Here is a 13,338-nt window from a genome sequence, read left to right on the forward strand (position 1 = left end):
GATAACGTTGAGAATTGCTGCTTTAATCCTTTCTATCGGTATCAGGAGTATCGAATGGACCGCTACACCGAATTGCACAGTTATGTGCTGGTCGCCGCCAAAGGCAGCTTCGCGGCGGCGGCGCTGGTTGAAGGGGTGACGCCGGTCATCATGGGTCGCCGTCTCACTGCACTTGAGGACCGACTGGGCATTAAGCTGATCCATCGTTCCACCCGGGGCCTGACCTTGACCGAATTGGGTGAGTCCTACCTGGAGAGCGCCAAAGCGCTGTTGCGTACGTTCGAAGAACTCGACGCCAGCGTCAGCGAGAACCAAAGTGCGGTACGCGGCCATCTGATGGTGTCGGCACCCGCTGGTTTTGGCAGACGCCACGTAGCGCCTCACGCGCCGGAATTTCAGGCGCGGTTCCCAGAGCTTAATTTGTCGTTTGATTTGACCGACAACGTGATCGATCTGGTCCGTGAGGGCTACGACTTGTCGATTCGCATTGGCGAGGTGCTGGACCCCAATTACGTGGCGATCAAATTGTTTTCCAACCAACGGGTGGTGTGCGGTGCGCCGCAATACTTTGAGACCCATGGCTACCCGCACACCTTGGAAGACCTGGCGAAGCACAACTGTTTGACGTTCAACCTGCAGGGCGGACAGCACCGGGGCTGGACCTTTCAGCGTGACGGGCGACAGGTCGCGGTCAAGGTCGCGGGCAATCTGTACTGCAACGACGGTGAGCTGTTGTTTGACTGGGCCAAGCGTGGTCTTGGCGTCAGTTGGCGTTCGGTCTGGGAAATCCAAAGCGCGCTGGAAAGCGGCGAACTGGTGACGGTTCTGGATACCTTCGCGTTGCCCAGTTACGACATCCAAGGGGTTTACCCGCAACAGCATTATCTGCCCGCCAAAGTCCGGTTTTTTATTGCGTTCTTGAAGGAGGTCTATAATCGCCCGAATTACTGGGTCCAATCCTGAGCGGCGGCGGTTCGCGGAGCGCTCGCGAACCGCCCGATGTTTCAGAAAAGACTCAGCGACACAGCAGGTAAACCTGTGATTTCACCGCAGGCCAAACCTGGGCCTTCGACGATATACATACCGGTAAAGGAACCTGCAGTGATCACGGTGTCCTTGCTCAGCGTCAATCCCTGTCCGGTGTGGTGGTTGACCAGCCAGGCCAGCAACCGACGGGGATCCCCGGCTGGATTGGCGGCTTTACCCGGCACGATGTTTTGGCCAGCGTAGGTGAAGGTCATCTCGGGTTCGGCAAACGGGAAATCCTCCCTGTACTCGACAAATTCGCCCACGATCAACGCACCGTGGTTCAGCAAGTCGCCCAGTTGCAACAGCGGCTCGACCTTTGGCCAGACCGCAAATCGGCTGGCAACCAGTTCGATAGTCGCTGCCATATAGCCGATGCCCTGGCGTACTTCTTCATCCGAGTAGGCGTCGGCGCGGGGTGCGAAGTCGCGGTTGAAACGAAAGGCGATTTCCAACTCCAGGCCCGGCGGAAAATACGCGGCTCGTTCGAGGTTGGCGCCGCTGGGCAACAAGCATTCAGTGGGGAGCGGGGCGCCCTGAACCGGGCCGGTGTGGGACTTTGAACCGATTTTCCAGCCGCCGACGGTGCAACCCCGTAGCCGCAGAATGTCTTGCTGTAACGCATAGGCCCCAGCGGCGTCGACCGGCACCTGGTCTACCGATAACTGCGCGATGGGCTGGCGATGACGTCCGGCGTCGACAATCAGTTGGGCGATGTTGGACGTGTGAGCGGTGTCAGTCATGGGGCAGTTCCTTTGAATATTTTGAAGGTGAAACCCGCGCCGGTTCAGTCAATGGCTGCGCGGGGAATGAAGCAATCGAGATCATTTGCCGACAATAACCGAAGGCCGTTGCGGGTGCTGCTCGTCTACCTCGGAAGGCAGATTAGTCACGCATTCGAACTTGTTCTCGGGCTTCATGCGAAACGCCAGAATAACGCCGATGGCCATCAGCAGCATGCTGCCGACAAAGGGCAAATCCCAGCTGCCATAGCGGTCGATCAAATAGCCGGAAACCACTGGTGAAAGGATTGCGGCGGCGGCAGAGCCGGTGCTCATGATGCCGCTCGCGGTGCCGCTGAACTCCGGCGCGATGTCCATCGGGATCGCCCACATTGGACCAATCATCATTTCGGCGAAGAAGAAACCACCCGCCAGGCAGGCCATTGAGATGTACATGTTGTGGTTGAACATCACGGGCATCAGGCACGCCAACGTCAGGAACATGCAGATCGCAACCATCCAACTGCGGGACTTCTTCAGCGACCCGGTTTTGATCAACAGCTTGTCCGTAATGACGCCACCCACCGTATCGCCGATCACACCGGCGAAGAATACTGCCGATGCAAACACCGCCGATTTCTTCAAGTCCATGTTGTAGCTGTGCAAAAAGTACTGAGGGATCCACGACAGAAATAACCAGAGCGTCCAGCCATAGCAGAAGTAAACAATGGTCACCGGTGCCATGCGTTTAAACAGGGCTTCCCACGGCACTTTAGGTGCAGGGCCTTTTGGTGCTGGCAGCACTGCCAGTTCTGCTTGGGTGATCAGTGGGTGATCTTTAGGGTGTTCGGTAAATACGAAAGCCCAGACCACTACCCAGATCAAGCTGATGGCGCCACACACATAGAACGCCATGCGCCAGTTATACGTGGCCATCACGGCAACGATGACCGTTGGTGCAACCGCGTTGCCAATACGGGCTGCCGAATGGGTAATGCCTTGAGCAAAACCGCGTTTTTCTTTAGCCACCCAGCGCGACATCGCGGCGGTAGCGGCAGGGAAGGTTGCACCTTCGCCCAGACCCAATAGCAAGCGCGCGGCGAGCATGGAATACAGGCCGCCAGCAAAACCGGTAAGAATGGTCGCTACGCCCCACAACGCTCCGCAGAAAATCAGCGTGCGCCGAGCGCCATATTTGTCGCTGATCCACCCGCCGATGACCTGAAACACCAGGTAAGGGTAAGCGAAGGCAGAAAAAACCAGACCGATTTGGGTGTTTGACAGGCCGAATTCGGCACCGAAACCCGAGGCCGCCGTGCTGACGTTAACGCGGTCAAGGTAGGTGATGAAGTACATGACGCAGAGCATGAGCAACACCATGCTCGTTGGGCGTAAGCGGAACCGTTTCATGACGCTATCTCCAGTTTCTTATTGTTCGTGCAACGACGCACGATAGGTCGGGATAGATCTTTATTGTTCTACTGATTACGGGAATTAACATCCTGTAGGAGCCAACGTGTTGGCGAGGCGATCAATCAGGCAATTGATAACAGACCTCTCGCCAGCACGTTGGCTCCTACAGGTTTTTGGTGGGTTTCATTACCGGCGCAGCGGGACATCCTGGGCGCCGAGGAAGTCCATCGCCGCAACTACACCGCTGCCGTTGAGCTTCACACCCGCCATTTTCAGGCCCATCTCGCAGCCGGTCAGGGTTGCCATCAGCGTCAGGTCGTTGCAATCGCCCAAGTGGCCAATGCGGAACATACGGCCTTTCATTTTGCCCAGGCCGGTACCCAGCGACATGTCGAAGCGTTCGTAGATGATCTTGCGCACCTGATCGGCATCGACGCCATCAGGGGTCATGACACCGGTCAATACCGGGCTGTAGACGCTCGGGTCGGCGCACTGGATATTCAGGCCCCACGCGGTGACAGCGATTCGGCAGGCCTCGGCCAGGCGATTGTGTCGGGCAAACACGTGGTCCAGGCCTTCGCCGAGAATCATGTCCAATGCTTCGCTAAGGCCATACAGCAAATTGGTGCTTGGCGTGTACGGCCAGTAACCGGTCTTGTTCATTTCGATAATTTCGTCCCACGCCCAGAAACTGCGTGGTAAACCGGCGGTTTTGCTGGCGGCGATGGCCTTGGGCGAGACCGCGTTAAAGCTGATGCCGGGTGGCAGCATTAAGCCTTTCTGCGAACCGGAAATAGTGACGTCCACGCCCCATTCATCGTGGCGATAATCGGCTGAGGCCAGGCCGGAAATAGTATCGACCAGCAACAGGGCAGGGTGGCCGGCAGCGTCGATAGCTTTACGCACGGCGGCGATGTCTGAGGTAACGCCGGTACTGGTTTCATTATGTACAACACAGACGGCTTTGATGCTGTGGTTTGAGTCTTGGCGCAGACGCGCTTCGATCATCTCGGGCTTGAGTCCCTGACGCCATCCTTCAACACCGGGCAAGCCGATGAACTCAGGTTTCAGGCCAAGGCTTTCGGCCATTTTTTTCCAGAGAGTGGCGAAATGACCGGTTTCAAACATCAACACGCTGTCGCCGGAACTCAGGGTATTGCACAACGCGGCTTCCCAGGCGCCGGTGCCTGAGGCTGGGTAAATGATCACCGGTTGGTTGGTTTTGAAAATTTGCTTGATGCCGTCAATCACCTTCAAACCGAGTTCTGCGAACTCAGGACCTCGGTGATCAATGGTCGGGTAACTCATGGCACGGAGGATGCGGTCGGGAACCGGGCTTGGGCCGGGAATCTGTAAAAAGTGGCGGCCGGCTGGGTGAAAATCGAGCTTTACCATGGTCGTTTTCCTTGTTGTTGTATTTTGAATTCAAAATACCATAGCAGGACTCCGCGCCACGTCAACCTGAATAAAATTGTTGTTTAGCCCCTATCCATTGGGCTTAAACGCTGAAAATGAATTAAGATCCTTTCAGCCATTTGAGGACTTTGTATGCAAGATTCAGATTTCATTACGGAAAAGGACGCCGTTCGACAATTACCCAAAGTAGAACGCCAACGTTTGCATGACACCGTCGTTGAGCACCTGCGCAGCTTCATTATCGAAGGTGTGCTGGAAGCTGGCAGGAAACTGAACGAGCGAGAACTGTGCGAAACCCTCGGCATTTCCAGAACGCCGTTGCGGGAAGCATTGAAGGTATTGGCAGCGGAAGGCTTGATTGAAATATCGCCCAATCGCGGCGCCAGCGTCGCACGCATGTCTGAGCTGGAAATCCGCGAAGCCTTCGAATTGATGAGCGGTTTGGAAGGGTTTTCCGGAGAGCTGGCCTGCGAGCGAATCACTGACGAGGAACTGGCGCAAATCAGGGCGCTGCATTACGCCATGGTCGTGTGCAAGAACCAAAACGACTTGCCCGGTTACTACCAGCGCAACCGCGCCATTCACGATCTGATCAATCAGGCCGCGCGCAATTCGGCGCTGTGTCAGGCCTATCAATCGCTTAACTTCAGGTTGCAGGCGCTGCGGTTTCGGTCAAATTTTCAGGCCCCGAAATGGGACCGGGCGGTGCATGATCATGAGCAAATGATCGAAGCGCTGGAAGCCCGTGACGGCAAGCGTTTGAGCGCGATCCTGCGCCATCACTTGCTGGAAAAACGCGATGCGTTGATGTTGATGGTTCGCCAGGACGACGAGCACGCGAGGTCGATTCGCAGCTGATTGGCTGGCAACGAGGCGCCTCAGATGAATTATTCAGACATATATTCATGCCTCATGATTGATGCGCAATTAAGGGTACCCTTGCCGGCAATCATCCGCACATAAGGACATCATGATGACGTGGTCAGCCAAGCAATATTCTGCCTTTGAAAACGAACGTACCCGCCCCGTGCGGGATCTTGTTGGCGCCATTGCGCAGCATGAAGTACGCGTTGCCATCGACTTGGGCTGCGGTCCGGGGAACTCCACTGAAGTCCTTGCCGAGCGCTACCCCGATGCCGTCGTGAGTGGCATCGACAGCTCTGAAGACATGGTTGCCGCTGCCAATAAACGACTGCCCTCCATGCAGTTTGAGGTCAGCGACATCGCTGGCTGGAAGCCGACCAAGCAGTACGACGTGATCCTGGCGAACGCCTCGTTGCAGTGGGTGCCGGACCATGAACGGTTGTACCCGTTTTTAGTGAAGCAGCTTGCACCGGGTGGCAGTCTCGCGATCCAGACCCCTGATAACCTGGAAGAGCCGGCTCACCGGATGGCGCGTAAGATTGCCGCGAACGGGCCGTGGGCCAATAAAATCGGCGGCCAACTGCATCCGCCGCGCCATAGCGCTGACTATTATTACGACCTGCTGAGCCATCATTGCAGCAAGGTTGATGTGTGGCGAACCACGTATTACCACCCATTGGCGGGTGGTGCGCAAGCGGTAGTCGAATGGTTCAAGGGATCGGCATTACGCCCGTACCTCGGTCCGCTAGACGATGCCGAAAAAGCGGCGTTCCTTGCGCAATACCTGGCAGCCATGAAAGAAGCCTACCCGGTATCAGCGCACGGCAAAGTGCTGTTGCCGTTTCCACGATTATTTATCGTGGCCAGTCGATAGGATTTGCCTTGATTCCAAGGCCCCTGGCCTGAGACCGCTTAGTCTTCGCCAAGAATTAAGCGGATGCGCTCACTAAAATCGCTGATGCTGAACGGCTTGGCCAAAACCCGGGTGGCCGGTTTGGCGTTTTCATCGATCTGCAGGTTTTTCGCAAACCCGGTGATGAACAGCACTTTTAGCTGCGGGTGCTGAACCCGCAGGAGGGCGGCGAGTTGCTGCCCGTCCAGCCCGCCTGGCAGACCGATGTCGGTGACCAACAAATCGATATGTTCGAGCTTTTCTGCGCGACTGAGTGCTGACCGGCCGTCAATCGCTTCAGGCACGGTGTATCCCAAATCGGTCAGCAATTCGATCATCACGTGGCGAACCACCATTTCATCGTCCACCAACAGAACGGTTTCACCCGACGCCCTCGGCAACGCCTTGACGGCACTGGTCATCAAGCTGGACTCGTCGACCACTTCGCTGTGCAGCGGAAAGCTAAGCGCGATCGAGGTGCCGTGGCCCATCTCGCTGCTGATCTGCGTATGCCCACCGGATTGCTGGACGAAGCCGTAAATCATCGACAGACCCAATCCGGTGCCTTCCCCCGATTGCTTGGTGGTGAAAAATGGATCGAAGGCCCGCTCCATGACCTCGGGTGTCATGCCGGTGCCAGAATCCGTCACCGTGATAGTCACGTAATCGTTGACGGCGAAATCCCGACCTTGGACCACCGGCCGCTCGGCTGGAGTTCGACCGGTTCTTATCGACAGTGATCCCCCGTTGGGCATGGCATCCCGAGCGTTGATCGCCAAATTCAGGATTGCGTTTTCAAGTTGGTTTGGATCACACCGGATCGCGCTGTTGGCGGCCAAGGTGGTTTCGAGATCAATGCCGGGGCCTACGGTCCTTCGCAGCAAGTCTTCGAGGCCGGCGACGAGTTTATTCGGGTGGATGACTTTGGGTTCAAGCGTTTGCTGCCTGGAAAACGCCAACAACCGATGGGTCAATGCCGCCGCACGTTGCACCGTCGACTTGGCCAAATCGATGTAGGAAGGCAGCTTGTCGACCTTGCCTTGTGCGAGCCTGAGCTGCATTAGCTCAAGACTGCCCAAGGCGCCGGCCAGCATGTTGTTGAAGTCATGGGCCAAGCCCCCGGTCAATTGCCCGACAGCCTCCATTTTTTGGCTCTGCCGAAGTTTCTCTTCGGTGGCTTCACGCTCGCCCTGCTCCTTGACCAACGCGAGCGTGCGCTCAGCCACCCGCTCTTCCAGGGTTTCATTCCAGTCACGCAGGGCCGATTCGAGTCGAACGCGCTCCTCGATGTCTTCGATGGTTCCGTACCACTGAAGGCAGGCGCCTTGGCTATCGAGCTGCGCAAAGGCGCGCATCCGAAACCAGCCATAATCGCCCCCGGTTTTGCGCAACGTGGCGCTGACGTCATAGGGCACTTTGGTGCGTATCGAGTAGGCCCAGGCGTCGGCAATCTTCTGCTCGTGGTCGTGGTGGCAAACCTGCAGCCAGCCTTGATCCAGCGCCTGCTCCTGACTGAGGCCGGTCAGTTTCAGCCAACGTTGATCAAACGAGGTCACGCGACCTTCCGCGTCGGCGGTCCAGATAATTTGCGGATTGAGTTCCACGGCCACGCGGAAGTGTTCTTCGCTGCTGCGCAGCGCACGTTCGGAGGCTCTGATTTCATCCAGCGATCTAAAACGCTCCACGGCACCCGCGATAAAATTCGCGTAGGTGCGCAACAGGTCGATATCGCGATCCGTAAAATTTCTGGGCTTTTTGCTGTCGACTTCGAAAATCCCGAACGGGGACTTTCCTTCCACCCCCAAGATCGGGACATTGACCAGTGCCTGAACGCCGTGATCGAGCAAAAACGGCGCATAACGAAAGCGTTTTTCCAGGCTGACGTCGGTGGAGATGACCGGGTATTTCGAGCCAAAGGCGTAGCCCTCCGAGACGTCCTTTTTGATCGGTACTGTCACGTTGTCGACCACGTTTGGTTGCCATCCCACCCCGCTGCGAACCTTCAGGAAGCGACCGTCGTCGCACAGCATCATGATTTTCGCAAAGTCAGTACCCAACGCCTCGCGCACCAGTGCGCAGGCCTGTTGCAGGATCTCGTCAAGGCTCGGTGATTTCAGCGCAAGTTCACCAAACTGGGCCAAAGCGTTGAGGCGCCTTAACTGCGCAGGCTGGAGGTCATGAAGATCGGTCACGGTGTGCTAGTCCATTGTTTCGCCCAACTTTTCGGGCCCGTTAACCATTGGTGATTTGAATCTCAATAAATGTTCAACTCCGTTCAATGCCACCGGTCAGGGCGCTCGATCCGGTGAGCGCACCATCGATGTCGCCGCGCTTGTACGCCGCTGAATGTGCGTCGGGCTCAGGTTGACCACTTCCGGAACTGGCAAATTTTTGTAGAGCCGGCTATAGCGAAAGGCTTACACGACGAAGGGTAACTTCGCTCTATGCGGGGGGCTGCTGTCAGCGATATTCTTGATCCATCAACGCAGGCGCTTGGAGCGCCAGCGGATCAAGGATGATCGACCATGGCCCGGATGGCCACCGACAGGGTGTTGGAATGGTCTTGGAAAAACCCGCTTCGGCGGGTTTTTTATTGTCTATAGAAAACCTCACGAAATTGAATCAATTTTCGTTGAGTTCACGGGGTTCATGAATGGGGCAGCCGTTGCGTTGACTCCGAAAACGCGATGACAATTCATACGACGGTTTGCGCGCCCGCATGATGCCGCCCAATGGACGATGAGCCTCCAAACCATGCCATGGGCTGAAGGCCATGCCTTCATCTATGTCCGCTTCACGACGTTTAGACCATGACTGTTGTTTCGGAACGTCGATTCGAGCGACGGCTATAAACGGACTGACGTCTTCTGGCCATTGGACTGACGCGTCTTCAATCGGCATCTTCTCTAAATTCGTGGCCAACTGAATCCGTACTTCCCAGGTTCCTCCGTTGCTCGAAAAGAAATCCTGAACCGCTTCGCGCAGGCCATCGGGCTTGTCTGCGACGTCGACTTCTTTGTCGGTCAATGCAGTCAGCTCGGGCGATACCGGAACGATGCTTAATTTTGCGTAATACGCACCGTACAAAAACGGCACCACGCTGTAATACGTTTCGCCCAAGAGATTGGTAATGGGGTGACCGCCCAAGCTTTTGAGTGTGCCGCTCTCACCACCTACCGCTTCGACGATACTTTCCACGCCCCTGAGCAAGGCGGAAAAGGCCTTTTTTGACTCCGGTGCCTTGTCGGTGGTTGCGGCCAACATTTTCAAGGTTCTCAGGAATGCCCTGGGGTCAGCGGCGGTGAAGGCCTTGGCGTTTTGCAGCACAAAGTCCTGAGTAATATCACCCTCGCTGTCGGGCAGACGGCTGCCTTCTACGCCGATCATTTTGATCGCCAGGCCACGGGGCGCCGATACTTTGTCATCGAGAATATCGCCGGGATTGGTTGAGAAACGCAAAACCACCGGCAGTTTGACGGGGTTGGCAAATGCGCCTTGGGCCAGTGCTGCAGGCAAGCCGTCGAGAATCTGAATTTCCCCATACAACAACCCATGGGCTTTGGCATGCACGCCGCGCACGGCGTGGCCGTAGTCGTGATAAGTGGTTTCCAGAATGGAGCGCATGGTTTCGGCCAACGCTTGGCTGGTCTGTGATTCGTCTTCCGGTATTTGCTCAAAAGAAGGTTCAAACGGTAACGGCTGAACGTTAAGAAGCGTTGTCATCAGGTTTCTCCGGTCAGATTAGGGCAGAGGCGTAATTCGGTCCGCAGCCTGCGCTCTTGGATTCTTGGCTATTGGCTCGGGGACTTAATCAACCTGACCGGCGTTGTCCACGGCGGTTCAATACTGCGGACCGGCTGCCCAAATGCAGGCCAGCGCTTGAGCGCGAGCTTGAAATCGGGGATGTAGTGTTATTTCAGGCGGGGTATCAAAACCAAAAAAAAACGTCGCCGGTAAGCGCTTGGGGCGCTTACCGGCGACGCGGTTAAAGCATTAGCAGTAGCTGTCTACAACACGAACTTCTGCGGTTTTACCGAGGGACTGCCATTCACGTGTCAGGGTTTGCAGTACCTGACCCATGAAGTTCTCGTCAGCGGCGGCTTTCTTACCAACATAACCCTGGCCCCTGCGGTACATCTTCAGCCTGGCCCGCATGCTCGGGTTGCATTGCTCGAATTCGCCTTCACCTGCGTTGCTCGACAGCCGGTCGATGTGAACGTCTCCGGCTTCGCCCACCCAGAGGATGTGGCTGTCGAGACTGTCCTTTTGTGAAGCGAACAGTCGGGCAAGTTGGTCAACAGTAGGCTGATTGTTCAAGTTCATCGGTATTCCCCTAGACCATTCGTTGATCTGTTTAGTGGTTAGTTCAATGGACCCAATGGTCGATCGAATGCACATCAGGCAGGGGTTTGATGAGGGTAGGAGGACAAGCGAACGGATCAAAAATACGAAGGGCGACGTTAATGCGGTCAACCACAAGCATCATGAGAACGTTTCGCCAGCTTTCTCGTCCTTGCGGAACGATCCTGCCAGTCAACTTCATCAATCTGCCTTGTGGGCAGTACACATCCGCTAACGACTCGACGGCTCGTCGAGTGTGTTTGGAATACCTTTGCCGGCGCTCCCGATCGGGGAGACAGGGCCATCATGCCGGGACGAATAGGGGGCGTCAACCGTTATGTAGTGTTTTTTTAAAGGCACTACATAATTTTACAATCAGTCGGTGAGCGGCCAGGAGGCCGAGCTAGACGCCCCCTCGCCGAACGGGGTTGGTGGGCTATGAGTTTTCGCGCGGCGCGGGTTGGTAACCTGAATTGAAAAATTCCAACAGTGGTTTGCCTTCCCGGGCGCTGCTTCCGGCGTCAATCAATGCCTGGCGGATGTCGTTGATCGAGTGACGTTTCGCCGCTGGCAGTTCAAGACGACCGGTGGCCATTCGATTGAGCACGTCTTCAAGCAGTGAGCGGGTGTCTTCGAGGGGCGCGACCGCCAACCAATGGAACAGATACCAGCCTTCAACCGTGATGCTCTTGTAGATGAGTTGCGGCGTGAAGAGCGGTAATTGAAAGGCGCTGGGCTCAGTCTGCCGGTGCGATGACAGTGCACCGTAGACCAGCATATGACCGCCTGCCGCCATGTTGCGGGCGATGGTTGCACCGACCGATCCGGCCACGGAGTCGATCGCGAATGAAGCGCCTTTGCCGTCGGTAGCCGCTAGCAATTGCTGTGGCCAATTGTCGTCATCGGTACAAATCACCACGTCGCCGCCCAGCGCAATTATTTCGGCCATTTGCTCTTCGCGTCGGACTAGGTTGATGGTACGAAAACCTTCGCTGCGCGCCAGTTGTAAAATCAGGCGTCCCACGGTGGAGCCCGCAGCGGTTTGCACCAGCCAATCGTTGGCCTTCAGACCGCGTAAATGCCGAGTCAATGCCAGCGCAGTAAAGGGATTGATCATGGCCTGCGCCGCGTCGTTGTCCGAAATCGTGTCGGGCACAACCACAAGCCGATCCGCCGGTACGACGATGAATACTTGCCACGTGCCAGGCACGTTGAGCGGTATCACCCGAGTACCGATTGCTGGGCTAACAACACCGGCGCCGAGGGCGTCAACAGTGCCCATGCATTCCAGCCCTGGACTCGCAGGAAGCACGGGTTGGCGTCCGAACTTACCTCGCAACACATGCAAATCGCCGGGATGAACCGGCGCCAAATGCACGCGTACCCGAACCTCGCCGGGCCCCGGAAGCGCAAGCGGAACCTCTTCAAGCGCAAGGACTTCGGACGGTTCACCGGTGGCGCGGAAAACAAAGCTCTTCATTGGATTTCCTTGATCAAAAACAAAAACCTGCTGTCATTGATTAATGGCAGCAGGGCGGTTGCGGAACGGGTGTCCTGCTGCCGTTAGTTGGACTGGTTCAGGAACGTGGTGACGTTTGCCAAAAACAGTTCCGGGTACTGGTACAGCGAACCGTGGTTGGAATCAGGGTAGATGATCAGTTCGGCGTTCGGCAGATTCTGTTGCAGGGTGAACGAGTTAACCGGGTAGTGAATGATGTCGTTGCTGCCGCTGACGACCAACACCGGTTGTTTGATCGATTTCAGGTAGGGAAGTGCGTCAGGACTTGGCTTGCCCCAGGCAGCAAACGCTGCGATCTGAGCCGGTGCGACTTTTTCGTTGATGTTGACATCGCGGTCTACAGTGCGGGCATGCAGGCGTTCAAGAAAGGCGTGTCCGGCTTTTTGACTGGCAGGGGATGCGGTGAAGAATGCATCCAGCAGCAAGGTTTCCGGCACTTCACGTTTCTTCGCGATCACCGCTTGAAACTCTGGAGTCAGCGGGGTCATGCCGACTGCTGCGCGGGGCGCGCTGCCTACCAAGACCAAGCGACGAACCAGGTCAGGACGCTCGAAGGTAACCTCTTGTGCGACCAGACTGCCCATGGAGAAGCCGAGCAAATCTGCCTTGCTGATGTTTAATGCTTTCAGCAGATCAATGGCGTATTTGGCCATGCCTTCGATGTTGGTAGGCACTTCGCCGCCCGAGCCAGCAACGCCAGCGTTGTCGAACAGAATCACCACACGGTGGTGTGCAAATCCGTCGATGACTTTAGGGTCCCAGCTGTCGAGGTTGCCAACGAAGTGCTGGAAGAACACCAAGGGAATCCCTTCATGTTTACCGAACCGACGATAAGCCAAACGATCGCCATCGACTTCGATGAACCGGGTTTTAGCGGTGGTAAAGGTGACGGCGCTGATGGACGTTGGCGCTTTAACCGCGGCAGTGGCAGGCAGGGCTGTAAACGCTGTGGCAAAAGCGGCGACGAGCAATGCCTGCCGAAACGCTGATTGCAGGGGGGAACGACTCATGGTGATGCTCCAAGTTCAAAGGCTACAAAAGTGGGATTGAGATCCAGTGCTCGGGCGGTTTAACTGACCTGCGATGCTCTGCCTACCTACCGATAGGCGCAGATTAGGTTCCGGTAGTGGATGCTGTCAACGACT

11 protein-coding genes are annotated in these 13,338 nt (G+C 56.3%); 3 read left to right on the forward strand and 8 right to left on the reverse strand.

What is annotated here, in order from left to right; translation table 11 throughout:
* Positions 1-54 precede the first annotated feature (54 nt).
* Positions 55-963, forward strand: a complete 909-nt coding sequence (locus tag RHM59_RS02740; RefSeq protein ID WP_322164770.1) for a LysR family transcriptional regulator — start codon at positions 55-57, stop codon at positions 961-963.
* A gap of 41 nt (positions 964-1,004) precedes the next feature.
* On the opposite strand, the gene RHM59_RS02745 is transcribed toward RHM59_RS02740, so the two are convergent.
* From RHM59_RS02745 to RHM59_RS02755, 3 genes are all read right to left on the reverse strand, one after another.
* Positions 1,005-1,769, reverse strand: coding sequence for a 2-keto-4-pentenoate hydratase (locus RHM59_RS02745; protein ID WP_322285897.1), 765 nt, complete (start codon positions 1,767-1,769; stop codon positions 1,005-1,007).
* An 81-nt stretch (positions 1,770-1,850) separates the two neighbouring features.
* The gene (locus RHM59_RS02750) at positions 1,851-3,158 is read right to left on the reverse strand and encodes an MFS transporter (protein ID WP_322285898.1); all 1,308 of its coding nucleotides are present in this window, start codon (positions 3,156-3,158) and stop codon (positions 1,851-1,853) included.
* 189 nt (positions 3,159-3,347) lie between these two features.
* Positions 3,348-4,556 carry a pyridoxal-phosphate-dependent aminotransferase family protein gene (locus tag RHM59_RS02755; protein WP_322164766.1) on the reverse strand — a complete coding sequence of 403 codons (1,209 nt, stop codon included), beginning with the start codon at positions 4,554-4,556 and terminating at the stop codon, positions 3,348-3,350.
* A 153-nt stretch (positions 4,557-4,709) separates the two neighbouring features.
* Between RHM59_RS02755 and RHM59_RS02760 the strand changes: the two genes are divergently transcribed.
* Positions 4,710-5,435: a GntR family transcriptional regulator gene (locus RHM59_RS02760; protein ID WP_322164764.1), complete on the forward strand. Its 726-nt coding sequence runs from the start codon at positions 4,710-4,712 to the stop codon at positions 5,433-5,435.
* Positions 5,436-5,550: 115 nt separating this feature from the next.
* Positions 5,551-6,315 (forward strand): trans-aconitate 2-methyltransferase, encoded by a 765-nt coding sequence (tam, locus tag RHM59_RS02765; protein ID WP_322170991.1) that lies wholly within the window; start codon positions 5,551-5,553, stop codon positions 6,313-6,315.
* Positions 6,316-6,353: 38 nt separating this feature from the next.
* On the opposite strand, the gene RHM59_RS02770 is transcribed toward tam, so the two are convergent.
* The 5 genes from RHM59_RS02770 to RHM59_RS02790 all read right to left on the reverse strand — a co-directional run bounded on the left by RHM59_RS02770 (position 6,354) and on the right by RHM59_RS02790 (position 13,203).
* The gene (locus RHM59_RS02770; protein WP_322285899.1) at positions 6,354-8,525 is read right to left on the reverse strand and encodes an ATP-binding protein; all 2,172 of its coding nucleotides are present in this window, start codon (positions 8,523-8,525) and stop codon (positions 6,354-6,356) included.
* Positions 8,526-8,955: 430 nt separating this feature from the next.
* Complete coding sequence (locus RHM59_RS02775; protein ID WP_322285900.1) at positions 8,956-10,056, reverse strand: catalase family protein; 1,101 nt, start codon at positions 10,054-10,056, stop codon at positions 8,956-8,958.
* A gap of 270 nt (positions 10,057-10,326) precedes the next feature.
* Entirely contained in the window at positions 10,327-10,656 is a 330-nt protein-coding gene (locus tag RHM59_RS02780) for a hypothetical protein (RefSeq protein ID WP_322164758.1), read from the reverse strand.
* Positions 10,657-11,110: 454 nt separating this feature from the next.
* The gene (locus RHM59_RS02785) at positions 11,111-12,154 is read right to left on the reverse strand and encodes a zinc-dependent alcohol dehydrogenase family protein (protein ID WP_322164757.1); all 1,044 of its coding nucleotides are present in this window, start codon (positions 12,152-12,154) and stop codon (positions 11,111-11,113) included.
* A gap of 83 nt (positions 12,155-12,237) precedes the next feature.
* Complete coding sequence (locus tag RHM59_RS02790) at positions 12,238-13,203, reverse strand: alpha/beta hydrolase (RefSeq protein WP_322164755.1); 966 nt, start codon at positions 13,201-13,203, stop codon at positions 12,238-12,240.
* Positions 13,204-13,338: the final 135 nt, after the last annotated feature.

Origin of the sequence: Pseudomonas sp. MH10, from assembly GCF_034353045.1 — a bacterium.
Lineage (GTDB): Bacteria > Pseudomonadota > Gammaproteobacteria > Pseudomonadales > Pseudomonadaceae > Aquipseudomonas.

Coding starts and splice junctions, on each gene's coding strand:
- RHM59_RS02785 (WP_322164757.1), bottom strand. CDS start 12,154: ATGAAGAGCTTTGTTTTCCGCGCCACCGGTGAACCGTCCGAAGTCCTT.
- RHM59_RS02790 (WP_322164755.1), bottom strand. CDS start 13,203: ATGAGTCGTTCCCCCCTGCAATCAGCGTTTCGGCAGGCATTGCTCGTC.
- RHM59_RS02760 (WP_322164764.1), top strand. CDS start 4,710: ATGCAAGATTCAGATTTCATTACGGAAAAGGACGCCGTTCGACAATTA.
- RHM59_RS02780 (WP_322164758.1), bottom strand. CDS start 10,656: ATGAACTTGAACAATCAGCCTACTGTTGACCAACTTGCCCGACTGTTC.
- tam (WP_322170991.1), top strand. CDS start 5,551: ATGACGTGGTCAGCCAAGCAATATTCTGCCTTTGAAAACGAACGTACC.
- RHM59_RS02740 (WP_322164770.1), top strand. CDS start 55: ATGGACCGCTACACCGAATTGCACAGTTATGTGCTGGTCGCCGCCAAA.
- RHM59_RS02750 (WP_322285898.1), bottom strand. CDS start 3,158: ATGAAACGGTTCCGCTTACGCCCAACGAGCATGGTGTTGCTCATGCTC.
- RHM59_RS02745 (WP_322285897.1), bottom strand. CDS start 1,769: ATGACTGACACCGCTCACACGTCCAACATCGCCCAACTGATTGTCGAC.
- RHM59_RS02775 (WP_322285900.1), bottom strand. CDS start 10,056: ATGACAACGCTTCTTAACGTTCAGCCGTTACCGTTTGAACCTTCTTTT.
- RHM59_RS02755 (WP_322164766.1), bottom strand. CDS start 4,556: ATGGTAAAGCTCGATTTTCACCCAGCCGGCCGCCACTTTTTACAGATT.